At 64.1% G+C, this 22,387-nt stretch carries 16 protein-coding genes; 7 read left to right on the top strand and 9 right to left on the bottom strand.

Translation table 11 applies throughout. The features are described 5' to 3' along the window. Position 1 precedes the first annotated feature (1 nt). From ACWAT4_RS10290 to ACWAT4_RS10275, 4 genes are read right to left on the bottom strand one after another with little or no spacing between them, the layout of a single operon-like run. Positions 2-1,330, bottom strand: coding sequence for an NAD(P)/FAD-dependent oxidoreductase (locus ACWAT4_RS10290; RefSeq protein ID WP_449730477.1), 1,329 nt, complete (start codon positions 1,328-1,330; stop codon positions 2-4). Between the two features lie 34 nt (positions 1,331-1,364). Beyond that, entirely contained in the window at positions 1,365-2,240 is an 876-nt protein-coding gene (locus ACWAT4_RS10285) for an ABC transporter permease (RefSeq protein ID WP_212427060.1), read from the bottom strand. 3 nt (positions 2,241-2,243) lie between these two features. Then, a complete protein-coding gene (locus tag ACWAT4_RS10280; protein WP_212446714.1) occupies positions 2,244-3,194 on the bottom strand; it encodes an ABC transporter permease in 951 nt (316 codons plus the stop codon). A 27-nt stretch (positions 3,195-3,221) separates the two neighbouring features. Further along, the gene (locus ACWAT4_RS10275; protein ID WP_449730476.1) at positions 3,222-4,913 is read right to left on the bottom strand and encodes a peptide ABC transporter substrate-binding protein; all 1,692 of its coding nucleotides are present in this window, start codon (positions 4,911-4,913) and stop codon (positions 3,222-3,224) included. A gap of 218 nt (positions 4,914-5,131) precedes the next feature. Between ACWAT4_RS10275 and ACWAT4_RS10270 the strand changes: the two genes are divergently transcribed. Then, complete coding sequence (locus ACWAT4_RS10270; RefSeq protein WP_212446712.1) at positions 5,132-5,764, top strand: helix-turn-helix domain-containing protein; 633 nt, start codon at positions 5,132-5,134, stop codon at positions 5,762-5,764. A 150-nt stretch (positions 5,765-5,914) separates the two neighbouring features. Further along, positions 5,915-7,771: an ATP-binding protein gene (locus ACWAT4_RS10265; RefSeq protein ID WP_449730475.1), complete on the top strand. Its 1,857-nt coding sequence runs from the start codon at positions 5,915-5,917 to the stop codon at positions 7,769-7,771. A 111-nt stretch (positions 7,772-7,882) separates the two neighbouring features. Here ACWAT4_RS10265 and ACWAT4_RS10260 read toward each other — a convergent pair whose 3' ends face one another. Beyond that, on the bottom strand, positions 7,883-8,908 hold the full coding sequence (locus ACWAT4_RS10260; RefSeq protein WP_449730474.1) for an AraC family transcriptional regulator: 1,026 nt from the start codon (positions 8,906-8,908) through the stop codon (positions 7,883-7,885). A gap of 184 nt (positions 8,909-9,092) precedes the next feature. On the opposite strand from ACWAT4_RS10260, the gene ACWAT4_RS10255 reads away from it, so the two are divergent. The 3 genes from ACWAT4_RS10255 to ACWAT4_RS10245 all read left to right on the top strand — a co-directional run bounded on the left by ACWAT4_RS10255 (position 9,093) and on the right by ACWAT4_RS10245 (position 12,300). Then, a complete protein-coding gene (locus ACWAT4_RS10255) occupies positions 9,093-9,542 on the top strand; it encodes a cupin domain-containing protein (protein ID WP_212299017.1) in 450 nt (149 codons plus the stop codon). 104 nt (positions 9,543-9,646) lie between these two features. Further along, positions 9,647-11,137 carry a flavin-containing monooxygenase gene (locus ACWAT4_RS10250; RefSeq protein ID WP_449730473.1) on the top strand — a complete coding sequence of 497 codons (1,491 nt, stop codon included), beginning with the start codon at positions 9,647-9,649 and terminating at the stop codon, positions 11,135-11,137. 89 nt (positions 11,138-11,226) lie between these two features. Further along, positions 11,227-12,300, top strand: coding sequence for a hypothetical protein (locus tag ACWAT4_RS10245; protein WP_449730472.1), 1,074 nt, complete (start codon positions 11,227-11,229; stop codon positions 12,298-12,300). On the opposite strand, the gene ACWAT4_RS10240 is transcribed toward ACWAT4_RS10245, so the two are convergent. From ACWAT4_RS10240 to ACWAT4_RS10225, 4 genes are all read right to left on the bottom strand, one after another. Further along, the gene (locus ACWAT4_RS10240; protein WP_449730471.1) at positions 12,297-13,640 is read right to left on the bottom strand and encodes a cytochrome-c peroxidase; all 1,344 of its coding nucleotides are present in this window, start codon (positions 13,638-13,640) and stop codon (positions 12,297-12,299) included. The two genes, ACWAT4_RS10245 and ACWAT4_RS10240, sit on opposite strands and share 4 nt — an antisense overlap. Before the next feature lie 17 nt (positions 13,641-13,657). Further along, complete coding sequence (locus tag ACWAT4_RS10235; RefSeq protein ID WP_449730470.1) at positions 13,658-15,367, bottom strand: phospholipase C; 1,710 nt, start codon at positions 15,365-15,367, stop codon at positions 13,658-13,660. Between the two features lie 262 nt (positions 15,368-15,629). After that, positions 15,630-16,853, bottom strand: coding sequence for an alpha/beta hydrolase family protein (locus tag ACWAT4_RS10230; RefSeq protein ID WP_449730469.1), 1,224 nt, complete (start codon positions 16,851-16,853; stop codon positions 15,630-15,632). Between the two features lie 70 nt (positions 16,854-16,923). Then, positions 16,924-17,715 carry an ABC transporter substrate-binding protein gene (locus ACWAT4_RS10225; protein ID WP_449730468.1) on the bottom strand — a complete coding sequence of 264 codons (792 nt, stop codon included), beginning with the start codon at positions 17,713-17,715 and terminating at the stop codon, positions 16,924-16,926. 258 nt (positions 17,716-17,973) lie between these two features. On the opposite strand from ACWAT4_RS10225, the gene ACWAT4_RS10220 reads away from it, so the two are divergent. Further along, the gene (locus tag ACWAT4_RS10220) at positions 17,974-19,167 is read left to right on the top strand and encodes an efflux RND transporter periplasmic adaptor subunit (RefSeq protein ID WP_212299024.1); all 1,194 of its coding nucleotides are present in this window, start codon (positions 17,974-17,976) and stop codon (positions 19,165-19,167) included. A gap of 10 nt (positions 19,168-19,177) precedes the next feature. Continuing rightward, entirely contained in the window at positions 19,178-22,333 is a 3,156-nt protein-coding gene (locus ACWAT4_RS10215) for an efflux RND transporter permease subunit (RefSeq protein WP_449730467.1), read from the top strand. The last annotated feature ends 54 nt before the right edge of the window (positions 22,334-22,387 follow it).

Here is a 22,387-nt window from a genome sequence, read left to right as displayed (position 1 = left end):
CTCAGAACGGGCTGACCGGCGCGAGCCGCCGGCCGTCGATCATGCGCTTGTGGCTGTAGGCGGCGGGATCGACCAGCGGCGTCGCGCCGGTAACGATGTCGGCGGCGAGCTTGCCGGCGGCGGGGCCGATGCCAAAACCGTGACCGGAAAAGCCGGTCGCGAGGAAGAAGCCGGGCAACGCGTCGACCGTCGAGATCACGGGAATCGTATCCGGCGTGCAGTCGATCGTGCCGCCCCAGGCCTCCGCGATCTCGATGTCCTTCAGCTCCGGGTTCGCCTTGATCAAGGAGGCGAGCGCCGCATTGACCAGCGACATGTCCGGCTCGGGGTCGCGTACGCGCTCGGTCTCGAACGGCGACGGCTTGTCAAAGCTCCAGCTGGTACCGCGCATGATCTGGTCGAAGAACGACTTGCCGAACGAGAGCTTCAGACCGTTCTTGCGATGCTGATAGGTCGGCCAGAAGGTGCGCGCATAACGAAACAGATCGGGCGACAGCTCCACCGTGCCGCGATTGCGCAGCGCCAGCGTAAAGCCGCCATCGAGGCGGCGGCGGATGCAGTAAAGGTCGGTGCCGAGCGCGCCGGATGTGATCTCCGGCGCCGGCGTGGTTCGGCATGCGGTCGCATTGACGAGCCCGATCGGCAGTTCGATGCCGTGACGGCGGCAGAACAGCGACGACCACGCGCCGCCCGACAGCAGCACGGCCTGTGTGCGAATGGTGCCCTTCTCGGTGACGACGGCGCTTACCTTTCCGCCCTGGGTCTCCAGTCCGCGTGCGGCGCAGCCCTGATGAATGGTGACGCCGTGCTTTCGTGCGGCCGTCGCGAGCGCGGGCACGGCCATCGACGGCTCGGCACGGCCATCGCTCGGCGTGTGCAGGCCACCGACCCATTTGTCGGTATTCCCCGGCATGCGCTCGGCGACCTCGGCCGACGTCAGCACGGTCGAATGGACCTGCATCTCGCGCGCGACCGCCGCCCAGCGCTCCCAGCTCGCGAGCTCGTCCTTGTTCTTGGTCAGAAACAGCACGCCGGTGCGGCGGAATCCGGCATCGACCCCGGCGTCGTTCTGCATGTCCTCCCACAGCCGCAGCGCTTCGCGCGCGAGCGGAATCTCCTCGCGGGCGCGGCCTTGCTGACGGCACCAGCCCCAATTACGGCTCGACTGCTCGCCGCCGACATGGCCCTTCTCGACCAGCGCGACGGAGAGACCTTTCTTCGCCAGATGATAGGCCGCGGAGACGCCGATAACGCCGCCGCCGATGACGACGACATCCGCCTGCGCCGGCAGGCGTTCGTCGCTGTTTATACGGTTGAGCGGCGGGGACATGATGCACTCCTGGAGATCAATTCGAGTCTTTTCGTCATGAGATGTTCATTCGCGGATCGAGGGCGTCGCGCAGGCCGTCGCCGAGGAAGTTGAAGCTGGTCACCGCAAGCGTGATAGCAACGCCCGGCACGATCGCGAGCCACGGCGCGCTGGTGAGATAGATCTGCGCGTTGTTGAGCATGTTGCCCCAGCTCGCGGCCGGCGGCTGGATGCCGTTGCCGAGATAGCTGATATAGGACTCCAGCAGGATCGCATTCGCAACGTTCAGCGTCGCCGACACCACGATCGGCGCGATCGCGTTGGGCACGAGCTCGCGAAACATGATCCGCAGATTAGACGAACCGAAGGCGAGGGCTGCCACCGCGAATTCGCGCTCGCGCAGCGAACGCACCTGGGCTTCGACGACACGGGCCACGCCCATCCAGGCGGTGGCCGCGATCAACACCGTGGTGGTCACGAGACCGGGCTCGGTGAGCGCTGCAAGCGCGAGCAGAAGGAAGATGCTCGGAAAACACAGCACGGCGTCGACCAGGCGCATCAAGACCGCTCCGACCACACCGCCATAGAAGCCGGCGAAAGCGCCGACCACGACGCCGACCGCCATCGCGATCCCCATCGCGACGATGCCGATCGAGAGCGACACCCGCCCCCCCATCATCAGCCGTGCCAGCACGTCGCGGCCGAGTTCGTCGGTGCCGAGAATGTGCGCGCCCGAGAGCGGCGGCGCGAACCGCTTCATGATGTCGATATAGGTGTCGTCGAACGGCAGCAGATAAGGACCGAGCGCCGAGCCGAGAAGAAGAATGATAATGATCACCGCGCCGGCAAGCGCGAGCCGATGCCGGCAGAACCGTCGCCACGCGGTTTGGCCGGGTTCGGATTGAGCAGTGGAGAGAGCCACAGTCGCCATCGCCTAGCCCACCCGGATGCGCGGGTCGACGACGGCGTAGAGGATGTCGGCAATCAGCGAGCCGATCAGCACCATGATCGCCGAGAACATCAGGATGCCCATCACCACGGGATAGTCGCGATAGCCGATCGAATCCAGGAACAGGCGCCCCATGCCGGGCCAGGTGAACACGGTCTCGGCCACCAGCGCGCCACCGAGCAGCGTCGGAAACTGCAGGCCCGCCACCGTGATCATCGGCAGCAGCGCGTTGCGCAGCGCGTGGACCGTGAGGATACGCCATTCCGGCAGGCCCTTGGCGCGCGCGGTGCGGATGTAGTCCTGGTTGATGACCTCGAGCATGGAGGAGCGCATGAAGCGGCCCCACATCGCGGTCTCGACCAGCGCCAGCACCATGGCGGGCGCGATCAGATGATGCAGCAGGTCGAGAAAAGAGCCGTCGCCGACGGTTTCGCGGTTGCCGGCCGGCAGCCAGCCGAGCGTCACCGAGAATACATAGATGGTGATGAGGCCGAACCAGAAGGTCGGGATCGACAGCGCGATCATGGCGCCGACGGTGGCGAGCGAATCGAACAGCGAGTATCGCCGGAGTGCGCCCAAGATGCCGATCCAGCAGCCGAGCAGCACGGCGACGATGGTCGCGGTCGTCATCAGCTCCAGCGTCGCACCGAGATGCGAGGAGATCACCGACAGGACCGCTTCCCCGTCGCGATAGGACTTGCCCCAATCGCCTTTCAACATGCGGCCGAACCAGTCGAGATACTGGATCGGCAACGGGCGATCGAGCCCGAGTTGTTTGGTGACGCGGTCGAGATCCTCCTGCGTCATCTGTGCGGACGCCGCGAACTGCGACAGCGGCCCGCCGGGCGCCAGATGCAGGATGGCGAAGCCAATTGCGGAGACGATCACCAGCAGCATGACCGCCTGCGCGAGGCGATTGAGGACGTAACGGGCCATCTCAGGCGATCCCGCGAACGGAGCGCATCAAGCCCAGTACCACTCGCGGACGTTCCAGCAATTGCTGGAGGTGTTGATGTTGGGACTGAAGCCCTGCAACCCCTCCTTCACGCCCTCGGCGATGAAGGCCTGGAACAGCGGCAGGATCGCAAGATCCTTGCGGATCAGCTTTTGTAGATCGCCATAGGTGGTCCTGCGCTGCGCGAGATCGAATTGCTTGGCGCCTTCTGCAAGCAGCCGATCGGCCTCCGCGCTCTGGTACTGATAGGTGTTGTAACCGCGACCGCCCTTGGCAGGAATTGCACCGGAGCCGAACCGCGGCGTCACGTCGGGATCGCTGCCCAGCATGAAGTTCACGCCCACGATCACCGAATTGAACTTCGACTGCTGCCAGAAATCGCCCCAGATCACGGCGGCCGGCATGTTGTTGACGCGCATCGCCGCGCCGATCGCGCGCCAGTCCTGGATCAGCAGTTGCTGGGTCTGCTCGCGCACCGCATTGCCTGACGTGGTCGAATTGGTGAACTCGAGCTTGACGCCGCCCTTCTCGCGCACGCCGCCGGAGCCCCGCACCCAGCCGGCCGCATCGAGCAGTGCATTGGCCTTGGCCGGATCGTATTTGTGTTGCGGGAGGCCCTGCTGGAACGACCACGCCTGTTGCGGTACGAAGCTTTCGGTTTGTAACGGCAGGCCGTAGTTCAGCGCATCGATGATCGCCTGCTTGTTGATGGCGAGATAGAGCGCCTCGCGCACCGCGCGGTCGGCGAAGGGGCCGAACTCCAGATTGGGCGCGATATGCTCCACCGACGACGTCGACGAGACGAAGATCTTGCGCCCCTTCAGCGCCTTCGCCTCCTGCACGAAGTTCGGCAGGATGCCCTGCGTTCCGGTGTAGTCGACCTGACCGGTGCGGAACTGGGTGTAGAGAACGGTGAGATCGGGAATGTATTTGAAGACCAGGCGTTCGAGGTAAGGGCCCTTGCCGTGATAGCCGGCATAGGCATTGAACTGAATGTGGTCGCCGGGCACGCGCTCGCCCCAGCGGAACGGCCCGGTGCCGACGGGCGCATTGTGGAACGGCGAGGCGTTGGGGTCGGACACCTTCTCCAGAATGTGCTTCGGCACGATGAAGGTGAGCGACAGGATCGACATATAGGGCGAATAGGGCGCTTCCATTCGCCAGTGGATCTCGTCGGGCGCGACGATCGTGATGTCCTTGACCAGGCTGTGGCCGACGCGGCTGCGCACACGGAAATCGGGATTGTTGATCAGGTCCAGCGAGAACTTGACGTCCTCGGCGGTGAAGGCCGTGCCGTCGTGCCACTTCACGTCGCTGCGCAGCTTGATCTTCCAGGTCAGGCCGTCGGCCGACAGGCCGCCATTCTCGATCGTAGGCACTTCACGGGCGAGATCGGGCACGAACTTGCCCTCGGGATCGATGAACCAGAGCGGCGAGAACACCTGCCACCAGACGCCCTGATCGACCTCGATGCCTGGCATCAGCGGATGAAAAACGGTCGGCTCCTGCGACAGCGCCGCGATCACCTGCCCGCGCGGCTTGTTCGGCGGATTGCTCGGGCGCTCGGTCTGCGCAAGGGCGCTACCTGAGAGCGTCCATCCCGCCGCGGCCCCTGCGCCGAGCTGGAAGAATTGCCGGCGATTTGGAATGCCGAGATGATGCAGTCCGCCAACGCCGAACTTGCCGGTGCTGTCTGTCATGACCCGTCTCCGTTCCCGCACACGGCACCGTCCCCCGCATCCCCGAACCCCGGCAAAGGGACAGGAGTGGGCTTTAGTGCTTCTAAATTTTTCAGCCAAAATTTCATCATGACTAAATACAGCTGTCAATCGCATTGCTAGTATGCGTGACCTTTTCACTCCGACTGACGCTGCGGACCGATGCGGTCCGCGGCCGAAATGATGCATGGGAGAGCGACATGGATGGTCGCGGCGACACTGAAAGTCCGAAAGACGTCCCGGCGATCGAGACCGACGATGCGATCGACCAGCGCCTCGGCGAGACCGTGCGGCTCCTACGCCAGCGCGCCGGCCTCTCGATCCAGGACGTCGCCAACAAGACCGGCCTCTCCAACGGCATGATCAGCCAGCTCGAACGCGCGCGCGCGATGCCGTCGGTCCGCACGCTGCGCCTGCTCAGCATCGCGCTCGAGGTACCTATCTCCTATTTCTTCGAGACCAGCGATCCCGCCGAAATGCAGCGCTACATCGTGCGCAAGAACAACCGCCGCCTGCTGCGCCTCACCGCCAGCGGCGTCGTCAAGGAAGCGCTGACGCCGGAAGGCAAGGGACAGCTCGAGCTCTACGAGCTCACCCTCAATCCCGGCGCCTCCTCGGGCACCGACTTCCTGCAGCACGACGGCGAGAAGGCCGGCTACATCCTCTCCGGCAGCCTGCGGCTGTGGCTCGACAACCAGGCTCACGTGCTGGAAGCGGGCGACAGTTTTCGCTTCCCGAGCATCGTGCCGCATATGTTCGACAACCCGACCCAGCAGGCCGCGCGCGTGATCTGGGTCACAACGCTGCGCCAGACCGATTCGCCCGCAAGTTGAGGCACGCGGCCTCCCCGCCTCGATACCGCCGGAAATTGCACTCGACGCCGCCGCGGGGAGTCTGTAGCTCACAGGGAGCCGGACCCATTTGACCGGGCGGACTTGGCGGTTGCCTTGGGGATCCGCAGCTGACGTCGGCGGTGTGAGACCATGAAACTCAGGGGGCTTCTGACACTCGCGATGACCACGCAAGTCGTCGTGACCGTCGCGGCTCTCCTCGTCTCCTATGCCGTGACCGGGCCCGGGTTCGGCATTGCCCAGATTGTTGCCCTGCTCGCAAGTGCCTCCGTTGCCGTACTGCTCGCACGGCTCTGCGCAGCCAGGATTGCGGGATTACAGGAGAAACACATCGCCGCGCAGCAGGCGCAGGCACGTGCGGACAGTGCGCAGATGACTCAAGCGGTCATCAAGGCTGCGCTCGACGCCTTCATTCAGACCGACGACAGCGGAATTGTCCTGGCGTGGAGTCTCCAGGCCGAGGCGCTGACCGGATGGTCGCGGCCGGAAGCGATCGGCGCCGACGTCGTCGAGCTGCTCGTCGCCGAGCCGCTGCGCGCCGGCTTCCGGCAACGCATGATGCGGCTGTTGCCCGAATTGTCCGACGCGCCGATCGGCATCCGCTTCGAGGTAAGCCTCGTGCACCGGAACGGCGACGAGATCCTGACCGAGGCATCGAGCACGGCTCTGCGCGTCGGCGACCGCACCATCATCAACAATTTCGTCAAGGACGTGACGCAAAAGCGCGCCTCCGAGGAACAGTTGATCCAGTCCCAGAAGATGGAGGCGGTCGGCCAGCTCACCGGCGGCATCGCGCACGAATTCAACAACATGCTCACGGTGATCACGGGCACGATCGAGATCCTCGCTGACGCCGTGAAGGACAGCCCGCCGCTCGCCACCATCACCAAGCTGATCAGCGAGGCAGCCGATCGCGGCGCAGCGCTGACTTCGAGCCTATTGTCCTTTGCACGCAAGCAGGCGCTGCGGCCGGCCGAGATCGACGTCAACGACCTGCTCGAGGAGCTTTCAAAGCTGCTGCTCGCGACCTTCGACAAGAAGATCGAGATCGTGCGGAAGCTCAACGGCAACATCTGGCTGGCCTTCGCCGACCGCGGGCAGCTCTCCTCGGCGCTGCTCAATCTCGCGATCAACGCCCGCGACGCGATGCCGGATGGCGGCAGGCTCACGCTGACGACGCGCAACGTGGTGTTCGGCGTGCGCGAGGCCGTCGCCGTCGGCGCCGGTTATGCCGGCGACTATGTCGAGATCGAGGTCGCAGACACCGGCACCGGCATTCCACAAGCGATCGTCGAACGCATCTTCGATCCGTTCTTCTCGACCAAGGAGGTCGGCAAGGGCACCGGTCTCGGGCTCAGCATGGTCTTCGGTTTCGTCAAGCAATCCGGCGGCGGCATCAAGGTCAGTTCCGAAGAAGGCCACGGTACGATCTTCACGATCTATCTGCCGAAGGCCGAATCCAGCGCGCTTCGTCCCGCCAGCTATGACGCGCGCAAGATCGTGGGCGGGACGGAGACTATTCTCTGCGTCGAGGACGACCGCGACGTCCGCCAATACGTCACCGTCCAGCTCAAGAGCCTCGGCTATAAGGTCGTCCCCGCCGCCAACGCGACCGAGGCCCTCGCGATTGCAGCCGACGGCACGCCGTTCGACCTGCTGTTCACCGACATCGTGATGACCGGCGGCATCAACGGGCGCGAGCTCGCCGACCAGATGGTGGCCGCGCGGCCCTCGCTTCGGGTGCTGTTCACGTCGGGCTACGTCCACGATTCCCAACACGGACCGGGAGGCGCCACCAGGGGAGCACCGCTTTTGACAAAACCCTACCGCAAGGCCGAGCTCGCGCGCATGCTGCGCCGCTCGCTCGACACCGCCGTCGACGCCGCGGGCGACGCGATCCCGACGCCCTATTCGGTGCAGGCAGACGTCGAGGGTTTTCTGCGCAGACAGGCCGCCGAAGACAGCGGCTCGACGCGGTCGCAAGAGTAGCTCTCTCGTCTAGAGCGTTTCCCGTTCCGATGGAATCGCAACGGGGCTCGAGATTCTTGTTTTGACGCGTTTTCTTGACGCGAACCGGTATCCACTTCGCTCGAAAACGCTCTAGCTCATCCGCCGCCGCAGCGTCGCCGACGGTGTCTCGCCGAATTTTTCGCGATAGGCGCCGGCCATGCGGCCGAGATGGGTAAAGCCGAGGTCGAAGGCGATGTCGGTGATCGAGACTTCGGGTGACGCCTGCGCGAGCCGGGCATGGAGACCTGCGAGGCGCATATCAAGCAGCATCTCCGAGATCGACAGCCCGAAATGACGGCGGAAGCCGAGCTGGAGCGCGCGGATGCCGATCCCCGCCGCGCAGGCGAGCTGCGCGAGGTCGAGCGGCTCACCGGCATTGTCGGCAAGATGGTCCCGCGCGGCGCGGAGTCCGTGCGGCAAACGCTCGGCCTGCCCCGAGAAAGTCCTGATCGCACCCGACAGGTCATGCCGCTGGCCGTTGAGGAGATGATCGAGCAGCAGCTCCCGCCAATCGGCCATCGCAACCGGTGAAGGCCGGCCGGACGGCCCGAGACGTTCGGCGAGCCTCATCAGTTCGGCAAGACTGGTCCGCAAGGCCCGCCCCGACGATGTCTCCAAGTCGATCACGGGATCGAACTCGACCGCGCCGGCCGCCCGGCCCGACAGCGCCGCAGCGCGCTGCTCGACCATGCGGCGGTCGAGCAGCAGGATCGCTTGCGCGCAGTCGTTCCACATCATCCGGGTCGGGATGGTCGGCGACAGCAGCGAGGCCGTTCGGTCCGGGGCAGCCTCGAACTCGCGTGCGCCGGCCCGAATGCGAGCCGCACCCGTGAGTGGAATTTGGACCAGGAAGAAGCGATCGAGGCAGCCGGGATCGATGCTGACCGATCCACCGTAAGCGACGTAGTTGATGGAAAAGCCGTCGAATGCCGCGCAATTGTGTCGGGCCGAGAAGCCCGCCGACCGCGCCCGCACCGGCGCCAGCTCATGCGGACAGAAGATGCGCCCGATCTGCTCGGCCGCTTCGTCGACATCATCGGTGCTGACGCGAGCAAACCCCGCAAGCCGTTCGGCTGAGGGAGCCCTTTCGTTCATTTCCAGCACGGCTGCGGACATTGTCGACCACGCTTCGCGTCACGGAATTATTTTAAGCCTATAATAGTTCCCGTGACACGAAAAGGGCCGCCTCCGCAAAATCGTCGTGCTGCACGGCAACAACCACGTCCGGATTCGTTTAGCGGATAGACAGGCCGCCGGTCGCTGGCGGAAGCTCCCTCGCCGGATTCATGAGGAGGCGAGCATGACTGCACTCGAAAAGGGCATTACTGCGAACGGTACAGGCTATGGCGGCAAGAGCTGGAATATCCTTGGCCAGGTCTATTTTCCAAAGGCCATTACCGATTCCACCTTCGCGTTCGAGACCAACAGCGACCCCGGCCAGTTCGTGCCGGTGCATATCCATCCGACCCAGGACGAGTTCATCCTGGTGCAGGAAGGCACGCTCGACCTCAAGCTCGATGGCCAATGGGTCAAGGCCCATGCCGGAGATCTCGTGCGCATGCCGCGCGGCATCCCGCATGGCTATTTCAACAAGTCCGATAAGCCGTGCCGCGCGCTGTTCTGGGTCTCGCCGATGCAGAAGCTGGAGGCGCTGTTCAACCAGCTCCACAATCTGACCGACCCGGCCGAGGTCGTGCGCATCTCGGCGCTGCACGAGGTCGACTTCCTGCCGCCCGAGGCCAACGAGTAGGCGCAGCCTCCTCGTCACTTTCATCTGCTTGCAGCTCCGCCGGCCGCGCCTTGCAGCCGAACGAGGCCGCTTGCGCGCGAAACACAATGATTGCGAGCCATCCCATGGTCAGCTCCAAGCATGTCTGCGTCATCGGCGCCGGCGTTTCCGGCCTTGCCACCGCAAAGGCGTTCTCCGCCCGCGGCCACCGCGTCACCGTCGTCGAGCGCAGCGCCGATCTCGGTGGCGTCTGGGAGCCGGCACGCTCCTATCCCGACGTGCAGACCCAGAGCCCGAAAGATCTCTACCGCTACACCGATCGCGCCATGCCGGAGTCCTATCCGGAATGGCCGACCGGCCCGCAGGTTCATGCCTATCTCGCCGACTACGCAAAGAGCTTCGGTCTCGACCGCATGCTGCGCCTCAACACCAAGGTCGACGGCATGGCGCGGCGCGCCGACGGCAGACCGGGTTGGACGCTCGCGCTATCAGGCAAGGACGGCACGACAACGAACGACGATTTCGATTTCGTCGCGATCTGCACCGGGCAGTTCAACGAGCCGCGCGAGCTGCATTGCTCGGGCGAAGACGGTTTCCTGGCGCAGGGCGGGCAGGTCATGCATTCGTCGAAATACGGCGATCCCACGCTTGCGAAAGGACGCCGCGTCGTCGTGCTCGGCGGGTCGAAGTCCTCGACCGACATCGCCGTGAATGCGGTGAAATCGGGCGCGCGCGAGGTCACCATCGTGATGCGGGAACCGGTTTGGCGGATTCCGTATTTCATCGGCGGGCTCGTGAACTTCAAGCGCATCCTCTACATCCGCGCGCAGGAGGAGATGTTCCCGGGCTGGGGCATCAGCGCTATGTCACGACTGGCGTATCGCATGACCGCACCTCTCGTTTGGGCCAATTGGCGCGGGCTGGAGAGCCTGCTGAAGGCGCAGCTCAAGCTCAACGCGTGCAAGATGGTGCCGAAGGAGCGGATCGAGGACGGCGTCAACTGCTCGGTGCCGATCGCAACGCCCGGCTTCTACCCGATGGTCGCCGACGGCCGCATCAAGGCCGTGTTCGGTACTTTCGATCATTATGAAGGTGACACCATCGTGATGAGCGGCGGCCAGCGCATTGGCGCCGACGTCGCGGTGCTCGCGATCGGCTACAAGCTCGGCGTCCCCTTCCTGCCGGAGGCCTATCAGTCAAAGCTGGTCGATGCGGACGGACAATATCGGCTCTATCGCCTGATCGCGAACCCCGACTTGCCCGACCTCGGCTTCGTCGGCTTCAACTCGTCGTTCTGCACCGTGCTCTGCGCCGACCTCGCCGCGAACTGGCTGGTGCGCTACGCCGACGGGCAGCTCGCGAACCAGCCGACGGCGCAGCAGATGCGAGACAACATCGAGATGATGCTGCACTTCAAGCGCGTCGAACGCCCGGCCGCCGGCGTCTATGGCGGCTTGTGCGTCGCGCCCTATCACTACCGCCATTTCGACGAGCTGATGGCCGACATCGGCGCGAAGACCCGAAAGCGCGGCGGGCTCGCCGGACATTTCCAGCCGCCGAATGCGGATGATTACGCAAAGTTCCTGACCTCGGCGCCGGAGTATCGGGCGGCGTGATGAAATCCGACGATTTGCAACTCGCCAGGCCGCGGGTTTGATGTTTACGATCCCATGATCGACGAATCTCCTGGACATGGGAACCCGCCATGGGACGACGAAGTCACGCCGCTGCCGCCATGGCGGTGCTTGGGCTGATTCTCACAACGCCCTCCGCGAGCCAGGCGCAACCGCTGACGCCAGCCCAATCGGACGCGCAAGCCGCCTACGATCGCGCGCTTGGTGATTTCAAGTCGATCCTGGCCGAGCGGCGCCGCCAGATCGAGGCGAAGCAGCCGCTGCCCAACCTGCCGGGCCAGGCGCTCTATCTCGCGCGCGTCGCGGTGATCAGCACCTACAAGGATCTCACCGACGCAATGCCGTCGCGCATCGGCAAGCCGAACAAGTTCGGGATTCCCCCCGCCTATTTCGATGCCGCCATCGAGCCGCTGATCGACGAATATGCAGACATCTTCGAGATCATGGAGGCGCCGCCCGCGAGCGCACAAGATTCGGCAACACCGTTCAAGGACGTCGTCGATCTCGGCACCGCGATTGCCCGCGCGAAAGGGCTTGGACCGGCTGACGCCGCCGCCGCGGGCCGCATCAGTCTCGGACTGTTCTACGCTGAGACGAACGGCAAGCAGAATGTCCGCAACGGGCGCTCGAACACCTATATGGGCAGTCTCCAGACCGGCCCGTCCGAGGACCGCAACGGCCAGCGCAAATGGGAGGCCATCAAAGGCACGTTCGCGGCTGCAGATCCCGCATTGAACGCGCGCGACGACAAGGAAGAGGCGCGGTCCCGCGGCACCGATCGCCGCTTCAATCACTGGACCAATGTGCGCGACGGCCTCATGAACGCGCATGCTGAACTATTTGCCGAGATTCCGGTAATCGTGAAGACGCTGCCCGACCCGATCGACCAGATGAAGCTGTTTGAGCTGATTCAGATCATCCCGACGCCGACGCGGTCCGCGCTGAGATCGGGCGACCTCTTGAACTATCGGGTGTCCAGCCCCACCATCATGAAGCACTTGCGCAACAACAGCATCTTTGCCTTCGGCAAAACCGACCGCGCGCGAAGCTCGGCGAGCTTCCGGGAGATTCTCGGCGCAATGTGGCTGTTCAAACGGAAGTTCGAGAAGGCGATGGTGAAATACGCTGAATTCAAGCCGCGCTAGTTCTCCACCTTGTATCCGTCCGTCAGCGTTTTCAGGAAGGCGATGACGTCGGCCTCGTCCTGCTCCGTCATCGCCGGCTTGTCGCCGGGGTGACGATCGAAGGGCGGATCGGTGACGTCGACATTGGTGTGATAGTTTTGCGGCAGGTCATTGTATTTCTGCACCGTGCCGTCGGCCGCGTGCGGAAACACTTTCTCAGGATTGGTATCGCGGAAATTGTAGAAATCCAGCACCTGTTCGAGGGTTGTGAAGACGCCGTTGTGGAAGAAGGCGCGACGCGTCGCCGTGTTGCGTAGCGTCGGCGTCAGGAACATGCCGCAATATTGCGTCTGCTCGGCAATGTCGGCGCGATGCGGTCCGCAGACGCCGAGATCGAAATAGTTGGGATCGCGGTTGCCGGCGAGCGCGGCGTTCCGCGGCGCGCCGAGCGCTTCATACTGGTGATCGGTAAATATCGGTGGCAAGCCGTCGCGCGTCGGCGCAGAGGTATGACAACCGGCGCAGTTCGCCTTGTCGGGATCGTTGAACAATTGCAGGCCGCGCAATTCGCTCTCGGACAGTCGTACCTTGCCCTCAAGCCAGTAATCGTACTTGCTGGTGTAGGGATGGAAGCTCGGCTCTTCAACCTGGTAGCGCGCAACGGCGAACATCGCTTCCGCGATCAGGAGGCGTTGATTCCTCAGCACGCCGGCGCCGAACAGCTCGACGAAGCGCTGGGCGTAAGGTGCGCGGCGAAGCTTGTCGGCGACGATTTCCGCACTGCCGCCGTCCATCTCGTTGGGATCGAGCAGCGGGAACAGCGCCTGGTCCTGAAGCGTATCGGCGCGGCCATCCCAAAAGAGGCCTCCCTGCGGCACGATGTTCGCCGACGCGCCGGTACCGCCCGCGGTCTTGGTTGTACGCACAGCCTGCTGGCCGAGTGCGGCCATCTGCGCGAGGTCGACGATGTTGTCGTCGTCGCCCTTGTCGGGGCCGATACTGAAATTCGGCTGGCGCTCCAGATAGGACAGCGACGGAACGGCGCGCGCGCCTTGTCGCAACAAGTCGGCGCCGCCCAGCATCACCGGTCCGTCGTTGGGTGGGCCGTAAGCGTGATCCGGGCTGTGGCAGGATGCGCAAGAGAGCGAACCGGACGATGACAGCGACGCATCGTAGAAGATGTCCTTACCGAGCAACGCCATCGCAGAAAGCGGCGCGACGGGCGGACGCATGAGATGAACAGGATTAGGGTTGATGCCCGCGAGGTTCACCTCTGCAAGTCCTTGCGTCCCGGCCGCAAAGACGGCGCCGGCCAGAGCGAGCAGGCCGGCGCCGAGGAGCCACAAAGTGCGGCTGTTCATTGTGACGTCCCGTTGGACTAGTGGTGGTGATGTTCGTCCGGCGGGCTGACGATGACCGTGCCAGCGGTCGGATCGAGGAACAGCGCGTCAGTGCGGAAGTCATGGCTGTGATCGTGCTCGAAGTCGAACAGATCCATGATCGATCCGGTGGTGGCATCGAACGAACCGCTGTCCAGACGCTTGCCCTTCAGCCAATTGTCTTCGATGAACCGCACTACCGAAGCCTGCGAAATGGCGGTGTGGCTGACGAAGTTGGTCTTGGCGTAGGGCGAGATCACGATGAAAGGCACGCGGGTGGCGGGGCCGCAACGGCCGTTCACCGGCTTGCCGCCGACGCCGGGCAGTTGAGGCTGCTTGGCAACACCGAGGCCGCACTGGCCGGCACCGTTGACCTGGTCGGCAGTCGGGTCGTAGGAGGCGCTGCTGGGCTTGGCGTACGCGTGGTCATACCAACCGTCGGAATCGTCGTAGGTGATGATGACGGCCGTCTCGCGCCATTCGGGCTGCTTCTGGAGGAAGTTGATCAGCTCGACCGTTCCCTGCTGCTCATCAAGAGGATCGGAATAGCCGGCGTGGCCATCCTGATAGGCCGGCAGCTTGACGTAGGATACCGCCGGGAAATTGCCGGCCTTCACAGCTGCGTAGAGGTCCTCGAGGTCGTAGCCGTGATTGGCGGGATCGAGGGTCTTGCCGTCCTTCTGGTAGGTGTGGCCAATCGCGTGGACCGAGCTCGGCCGCAGATGGTTCCAGTTCGCGGTCGACTTGTAGTACTGGAACCAGGCGTGATGCGGAACGTAGTCCGCCTTGGAGGCGCCAACCACGGTTGAGAACGTGCTGCGTGCACAGCCGGTCGTGCCATTCGCGTTGGTCACGGAAAGATCGAAGCCACCCATGAAAGAGCCCCAGCTGATGCCGGCATCGTTGAGCAAGTCACCGATGTTCTTGCCGGTCATCGTGACCTGCGTCGTGTAGCCCGGGGTGCTGCAAGGATCATAGGCGGGACCGGGATCGCCGATCACCGTGAGGCCCCCCTGGCCGTCCGGGATGATCTGCGTCGCAGCATTGCCGAGCACCGCCACCGCGCCATTGGTCTGGCCCGAAATCACATTCAGCGCGCCGACCGTCGACGGACCATAGGTGTCGGTGTAGGCGTTGTCGTTCATCGAGAAGTGCTGCGCGTAAGTCCAAAGCGCGGTGACGGTGTTGCCGTCAAAATAGCCCATGACCTGGCCGGTCGTTCCGAACGCGCCGACGCCGCCGGATGTGCCGCGCCCCGTATATTTCGGGAATAGATCGGCCTTGCCGTTGTCATAGGCTTGCTGTTCCGCCGTGTAGGCGTGATTCTGCGACTGCGTGTTGGCCTGGGTGCGGTCGAGGCGGAACGGATCCGTTGCTCCGGCGCCGTTGGCCGGATTGCTGTTCGGGTTGTTCACCAGCAGGTTGGCATTGGCGAGATTGTTGACCTTCGGCGTATGCGGCTTCGGCACGAACGGGATCGAGCCCGAGGGATTGCTGGCATTCGGATAGGTCGCGAAATAATGGTCGAACGACCGATTCTCGTTGAAGATGATCACGAGATGCTTGATCGGCGTTTCGGTATGCATGTGATGCGCATGATGATCACGATCATGGTCACGATCGAAATCTTCGGCAAACACCGGAATGCTGCACGCAAGCGTCGTCGCGGCCGCGAAAATCGCAGCCGTCGTCAAAAATTTGGTTTTCATCTTTGTTTGCCCCGAAGGAGTGATCCGGCGACCGTAGCGATCACGAGTGACAGAGCTGTGTCAGTTTGACGCAAGAGACATCTTGCGCAGTTGTTGGGACAAAATTATTCACAGGCGCGCTTCAGCGAAGCCGCCTCGATCGCGAGCTAGCGTGGCGATGCCATTTATTCCGCGGCCGTTGCGGTTGCTTTTGGCTCACGGCAAAGGCCTCCGACCGGAAGGAGGTCCCGACAGGGAAGACGCCGCCGCTGGCGACGAATGCTCAACGATCGAGCGAGGTGAGGTACTGATCGGCGATCGCGCGCCACCGCTCGGGATAGAGCCGCAGCAAATGGCCGTCGCCGGGAACGCCGTGCAGCAGCTCGAACCACGCGTTTCCGCCTGCGGCCGCGAATGCGTGCTGATATTCGCGGACCAGGTCTTCCTTGTAGAGGCGGTCGTTGTCGGCATAGAGCCAGAGCTGCTTGACCTTGTCGCCCGCGCCGCGGCCGGCATTGGCATAATAGGGCGTGGTCACCGGTCCGTATGGGTACCAGCCGCCGCTGAAATTCACGACGCCCATCACCTCGCCGGGCTTGAGACCGGCGTAGTGCATGGCGAGGAAGCCGCCGCGCGACTGGCCAGCGAGCAGCACCTTGCCCGGCTTGACGCCGGGCAGCGTGCGACCGTAGGCGATCGCGGATTCGAGATCCTCGACGGCCTCGGCGACACCGGCCGAAACATCGATCAGGCTGCCGTCGTGATCGCGTCCGAAGGTTTCCTCGCCGTTGATCCCCTCGGAGCTGCCGCGTCCGCGACGCATCAGCGCCAGCACCGCAAATCCGTTGTCGCGCAGCCAATGCGCCTCGGTCGAGAACGACCAGGACCTGAGCTGAATGTGGCCGATGTCGGAGCCGTGGGTGAAGATCGCGAGCGGCACTGACCCCTGCCCTGACGGCGGATAGAACGTGCCCTCGAGCGTGATCGGCCGGGTGCCATCAGGCGTGCGAACCGTGAGGTGCGGAATCCGGACACGCTCGCCGGGCCATGGCCAGTCGATCGGCCGCTCGCCTGCGGCGAGGCGTGCCGGATCGGCGCGGACCAGCGCGCCTGAGGTGACGACACCATTCTGGAGCGTTGCCGTCATGTACAACCGGTCCGGGCCATCGAAGGCATAACGGAAGGTGCGAAACCCCGTCACGGTCAGCACACCATCGACGACCGTCGCCTGGTCCCGCCACCATTCCCGATTCATTCCGTTGAAGGCCGAGTCCGATCGGGCGAAGACGAGATCGGCATGCCCGTCAGCCCGAACGCGCTCGACAACGAGGATGTGCCGATCATCCTGCCAGGTCCCGATCCACGCGCCCTGGAAGCGCGCGATCTCGGGCGGCACGCCGGATGCCGGCGGCTCCATGTCGAACTGCGGCGGCAACGGCACGATGGTCTCGGGATCGACCGTCAGTGGTTGGGCCTGGGCGCTCTGCATCATCAAGACCAGTAACAATGTAGCGGTTGCAATCCAACGTCCAAGCATGTGCGCCCAGTCAAAATCCAATGTGGCTGGATGGGTAAACCTATTCGGTGCGGATCGGCGCGTCCTGCAGGCCGTTATTATCGTAGGCCTTGCGCAAGGTACCGTTTGTCACTGCCTCGGTCATGAATTTGGTGACGAACGCCAGAGCCTGGCTGTGGCCGAGCGGGACCGCAACGGCCGTCACCGTCTTCTTGAACGTCTCGTCCAGCACCTTTGTCCCCGGAATCTTCTGCGCCATCTTGTTGAGCTGGTCGCGCGACAGCGCGAAGGCGTCGATCTCGCCGCTTTTGAGAAGGCCGAAGATCTCGTCATAGGTCTGATAGCCCGTGACCTTCGCGTTCTTCAGATGCGCAACGGCGCCGCGCATCGTGGTCGTGGCGTTGACGGCAGCGACCTTGATACCAGGCTGATCGAGCGTGGCGAAATTGGTGACGACCGAACCGGCCTTGACGATATAGGTGGCGTCCGCGACCTCATAGATCGGGCCGAACATCATCTTGGTCTCGCGCTCGGGGTCTTTCGGCAACCAGGTGACGTCCCAAGCGCCTTTGCCCGCCGCGTCGGTGATCTGCCCGGAATTCTGGTACACGACGTAGTCGACGGGCACGCCAAGTTGCGCGGCCATATCCTTGCCGAGATCGACGGGGACCCCGGCATAGCCCGCCTCGGTCTTGGTCGACCAGAACGCGCCGCCCGCCGGGCTGATCGCGATCGCAACCCGCAGCTTGCCGGTCGGTGCGATCTCGTCTTTCAAGCCATCAGCTAGCGCGGGCATGGCGACCACAGCGGCGAGAACGAGGCCTGTACAGGCCGACCAGAACGGCGTTGGCATGTCATTGTCTCCTCGCGCCTCTTCTCGTGTTGTCCGCGTGCCTCGGTCCGTCCGCCCGCCTCGCATCGCGCGCGCGGCCTTTGACACAATTCTGGTCGATCATGCGCTCGGTGAAAAGCGATTTGTCGCGACAAAACTGTCAAAGGCCACGCCGCTGTTTGCAGTGCAAGGGCTGTGACTGCCATGGCTATGGTGTTCCACGGCCGGCCATTTGTTGATAGCCTGCCGCACCGACAGACAATCATCGGGGGCCACCGAATGACCTCAGCAAATCCCGCCCGTCCCGCACAAGGCAATGAAGCGTGGAGGCATATCGGGCGGGCCCTGGCCGCCTCGGCGGCCGTGGTGGCGCTCGCGGCCTGCGAGGACAAGAACACGTTCGTCGCGCCGCCGCCGCCGAAGGTGGACGTCGCAACGCCGGTGCAGCGTCCGGTCACGCGCTATGTCGAGGCCACCGGAAACACCGCGCCGATCAAGAGCGTCGATCTCGTCGCTCGCGTACAGGGCTTTCTGCAAACGATCGACTACGCCGATGGCACGTTCGTCAAGCAGGGCACCCAGCTGTTCACGATCGAGCCCGAGACCTACAAGCTCAAGCTCGACCAGGCGCAGGCGGCCGAGACCGGAGCGCAGGCCTCGCTCAAACAAGCGGAGGCCGACTACAAGCGGCAAGTCGATCTGGTGCAGCGGCAGGCGGTCTCGCAGTCGACCCTGGACACCTCGACATCGACCCGCGACAACGCCCAGGCCAACCTCCAGCAGGCCCAGGTCAACACCAAGCTCGCCGAGGTGAACTATGGCTACACCAAGGTGACCGCGCCGTTCGACGGCATCGTCAGCGCGCACATGGTCTCGGTCGGCGAGCTCGTCGGCGTGTCCTCCCCGACCCAGCTCGCGACCATCGTCGCGATGGATCCGATCTATGTAAACTTCACCGTCAACGAGCAGGACGTGCTGCGCATCCGCGCCGAAGCCGCGCGCCGCGGGCTGACCGCCTCCGACCTCAAGCAATTCCCGATCGAAATCGGCCTGCAGACCGAGACCGGCTATCCGCACGAAGGCAAGCTCGACTACGTCGCGCCGACCCTCAATTCATCGACGGGGACGCTTGCGGTGCGCGGTCTCGTGCCCAACGACAAGCGGGTGCTGTTGCCCGGCTATTTCGTCCGCGTCCGCGTGCCCTTCACCCAGGAGAAGGACGCCCTGCTCGTCCCCGACACCGCGCTCGGCAGCGACCAGGGCGGACGCTATCTGCTGGTCGCCAACAAGGACAACGTCGTCGAGCAGCGCAAGGTGCAGATAGGTCCCACCGACAACGGCCTACGCGTGATCGAAGGCGGCCTGAAGCCCGATGACCGCGTTGTCACGTCGGGACTGCTGCGCGTGATTCCGGGTCAGAAGATCGACCCGCAGCAGACCAAGATCGAGCAGCCGCAGGCCGCGAGCAAGTGAGGCGGCGGTCATGATCTCAAAATTCTTCATCGAGCGGCCGGTCCTCTCGAACGTCATCGCGCTCCTGATGATCCTGATCGGCGGCGTCGCGCTGTTCAATCTCGCGGTCGCGCAATATCCCGATGTGGTGCCGCCGACGGTACAGGTGACGACGCGCTATCCCGGCGCCAGCGCCAAGACCGTGATCGACACCGTGGCGCTGCCGATCGAGCAGCAGGTCAACGGCGTCGAGGACATGCTCTACATGCAGTCCTACAGCGGCTCCGACGGTACCTATACGCTGACGGTGACCTTCAAGATCGGCACCGACCTCAACTTCGCGCAGGTGCTGGTGCAGAACCGCGTCTCCAGCGCGCTGTCGCAACTGCCCTCCGCCGTGCAGAACCAGGGCGTCACCGTGCAGAAGCGATCGACCTCGATCCTGCTGTTCGTGACGCTGACCTCGCCGGACAAGACCTTCGACAGCCTCTATTTGAGCAACTACGCCACCATCAACATCCGCGACGAACTCTCGCGCCTGCCCGGCGTCGGCAACGTCACGGTGTTCGGGGCCGGCCAGTACTCGATGCGGGTCTGGCTCGATCCCAACAAGCTCCAGGTCCGCGGCCTTGTGCCGCAAGACGTCATCAACGCGATCCAGCAGCAGAGCCAGCAGGTTTCGGCCGGACAGGTCGGCGCGCCGCCGACGCCGCCGGGCCAGGCGTTCCAGTACACGCTCAACGTCAATGGCCGGCTCGACGACACCAGCCAGTTCGAGAACATCATCGTCAAGACAGGCACCAGCGGCGACGTCACGCGCGTGCGCGACGTCGGTTCGGTCGAGCTCGGCGCGCAGACCTACAGCCAGATCTTCTCGCTGAACAAGCAGCCGGCCACCGGAATCGGCGTGTTCCAGTCGCCCGGCGCCAACGCCCTCGAGGTGGAACAGGCCGTCGAGAAGAAGATGGTGGAGCTCGCCAAGCGCTTTCCGGAAGGCATCAAGTACGACACGCCGTTCGACACCACCAAATTCGTGAACGCCTCGGTGCACGAGGTCTACATGACCCTGATCGAGGCCGGCCTGCTGGTGCTGGTCGTGATCCTGGTGTTCCTGCAGGACTGGCGCGCGATGCTGGTGCCGGCGACCACGGTGCCCGTCACCATCATCGGCGCCTTCGCGGCGATGGCCGCGCTCGGCTTCACCATCAACATGTCGACGCTGTTTGCGATCGTGCTCGCGATCGGCATCGTCGTCGACGACGCCATCGTCGTGGTGGAAGGTGCAGCCCACAATATCGAGAAGGGCATGAACGGCCACGACGCCGCGATAAGCGCCATGGACCAGCTGTTCGCGCCGATCGTCGGCATCACGCTGGTGCTGATCTCGGTGTTCTTGCCGGCCTCGTTCCTCGCCGGCCTCACCGGGCGGATCTACTCGCAATTCGCACTGGTGATCGCGGCGACCGCGCTGCTGTCCGCCATCAACGCAGCGACGCTGAAGCCGACCCAATGCGCGCTGTGGCTGCGACCGACCGTGCCGCCGGAGCAGCGCAATTTCTTCTACCGCGGCTTCAACGCAGTCTATAACCGGGTCGAGCGCGGCTACACGCGGCTGATCACGTTCCTGGTGAAGCACGCGACGATCTCGGTCGCGTTCGCGCTTGTCGTGATCGGGCTCAGCGGCTACGGCCTGTCGCGGGTGCCGACCGGCTTCCTGCCGATCGAGGATCAGGGCTATCTGATCGCCGCCGTGCAACTGCCCGACGGCGCCTCGCTCGAGCGGACCCAGAAGGTGCTCGACAAGGCCGCCGACATCATCAAGCAGACGCCGGGCGTCCAGCAGGTCATCACCATCGCCGGAATCTCCGCGCTCGACAACAGCGCGAGCCTCGCCAATGCCGGCGTCGCCTACATCATCCTGAAGGACTGGGATGCGCGCGGCAAAGGCGAGGATCTGCGCTCGCTGGTCTACGGGCTCAACGACAAGGTCGCTGATATCATGGAGGCGCGCACGCTGGTGCTGCCGCCGCCGCCGATTCAGGGCATCGGCAATGCCGCCGGCTTCTCGATGCAGGTCGAGCTCCGCGACGGCAACAGCGATTTCGCCAAGCTGCAGGCGATCACGGGGGCGATGGTCAGCAACGGCCAGAGCCAGAGCGCGCTGCAGCGCGTGCAGTCCTCGTTCCGCTCGTCGGTGCCGCAATTCAACGTCGAGATCGACCGCATCAAGACCCAGACCCTGCATGTGACGACCGACCAGGTGTTCGCGGCGCTGTCGACCTATCTCGGCTCGTCCTACGTCAACCAGTTCAACAAATTCGGTCGCGTGTTCCAGGTCTATACGCAGGCCGATCCTGCCTTCCGCGTCACCGAGCGCGACATCGCCAACATGATGGTGCGCAACTCGAACGGCGACATGATCCCGATCGGCACCGTCGCCACCATCACGCCGGCCACCGGCCCCTCGCTGATCAGCCTCTACAACCTCTATCCCTCCTCGACCGTCATCGGCCTGCCGGCGCAGGGCTACTCTTCCGGCCAATCGCTGAAGCTGATGGAGGATATCGCGGACAAGACGCTGCCGCCGGGCACCGGCTATGAGTGGACTGCGATGTCGTACCAGGAGAAGGCGGTTTCGAATCAGATCTACTGGGTATTCGGCCTCGCCATGCTGCTGGTCTATCTCGTGCTCGCCGGTCAGTACGAAAGCTGGTACGCGCCGATCTCGGTGATCCTGGCCGTGCCGCTGTCGCTGCTCGGGCCGATGCTGATCCTCTCCGGCCTCAAGATCGACAACAACCTCTACTGCCAGATCGGCCTGATCCTCCTGATCGCGCTGTCGGCCAAGAACGCGATCCTGATCGTCGAGGTCGGGCTCGAGCTGCACGGCCGCGACGGCAAGCCGGTCGTTGAATCCGCGATCGAGGCGGCGCGCGCCCGCTTCCGCCCGATCCTGATGACCTCGTTCGCCTTCATCCTCGGCGTGGTGCCGCTGGTGATCGCGACCGGCGCCGGCGCCAGCGCGCGCAAGTCGATCGGCATCACCGTGTTCTCGGGCATGCTGGCCTCGACCTGCCTCGCGGTGCTGTTCGTGCCGGCCTTCTTCGTGGTGGTGCAGCGCTTCGAGAACTGGCGCGCGTCGAAGAAGACGCCGAAGACGAAAGCGGCCGTGGAGGTGAAATCTTGAAACAACCCCATGCACAGTAGGGATGGGGTTGATAAATCTCGCGAAAGTTCGACT

Source organism: Bradyrhizobium sp. T-1 (assembly GCF_053592855.1).
Note: the sequence above shows the minus strand (reverse complement) of the source record. Positions and strands in the feature narration are given on the sequence as shown.

Bases quoted from the DNA above. Each gene is read 5' to 3' on its own strand.
- ACWAT4_RS10290 (WP_449730477.1), bottom strand. From the start codon at position 1,330: ATGTCCCCGCCGCTCAACCGTATAAACAGCGACGAACGCCTGCCGGCG.
- ACWAT4_RS10285 (WP_212427060.1), bottom strand. From the start codon at position 2,240: ATGGCGACTGTGGCTCTCTCCACTGCTCAATCCGAACCCGGCCAAACC.
- ACWAT4_RS10280 (WP_212446714.1), bottom strand. From the start codon at position 3,194: ATGGCCCGTTACGTCCTCAATCGCCTCGCGCAGGCGGTCATGCTGCTG.
- ACWAT4_RS10275 (WP_449730476.1), bottom strand. From the start codon at position 4,913: ATGACAGACAGCACCGGCAAGTTCGGCGTTGGCGGACTGCATCATCTC.
- ACWAT4_RS10270 (WP_212446712.1), top strand. From the start codon at position 5,132: ATGGATGGTCGCGGCGACACTGAAAGTCCGAAAGACGTCCCGGCGATC.
- ACWAT4_RS10265 (WP_449730475.1), top strand. From the start codon at position 5,915: ATGAAACTCAGGGGGCTTCTGACACTCGCGATGACCACGCAAGTCGTC.
- ACWAT4_RS10260 (WP_449730474.1), bottom strand. From the start codon at position 8,908: ATGTCCGCAGCCGTGCTGGAAATGAACGAAAGGGCTCCCTCAGCCGAA.
- ACWAT4_RS10255 (WP_212299017.1), top strand. From the start codon at position 9,093: ATGACTGCACTCGAAAAGGGCATTACTGCGAACGGTACAGGCTATGGC.
- ACWAT4_RS10250 (WP_449730473.1), top strand. From the start codon at position 9,647: ATGGTCAGCTCCAAGCATGTCTGCGTCATCGGCGCCGGCGTTTCCGGC.
- ACWAT4_RS10245 (WP_449730472.1), top strand. From the start codon at position 11,227: ATGGGACGACGAAGTCACGCCGCTGCCGCCATGGCGGTGCTTGGGCTG.
- ACWAT4_RS10240 (WP_449730471.1), bottom strand. From the start codon at position 13,640: ATGAACAGCCGCACTTTGTGGCTCCTCGGCGCCGGCCTGCTCGCTCTG.
- ACWAT4_RS10235 (WP_449730470.1), bottom strand. From the start codon at position 15,367: ATGAAAACCAAATTTTTGACGACGGCTGCGATTTTCGCGGCCGCGACG.
- ACWAT4_RS10225 (WP_449730468.1), bottom strand. From the start codon at position 17,715: ATGCCAACGCCGTTCTGGTCGGCCTGTACAGGCCTCGTTCTCGCCGCT.
- ACWAT4_RS10220 (WP_212299024.1), top strand. From the start codon at position 17,974: ATGACCTCAGCAAATCCCGCCCGTCCCGCACAAGGCAATGAAGCGTGG.
- ACWAT4_RS10215 (WP_449730467.1), top strand. From the start codon at position 19,178: ATGATCTCAAAATTCTTCATCGAGCGGCCGGTCCTCTCGAACGTCATC.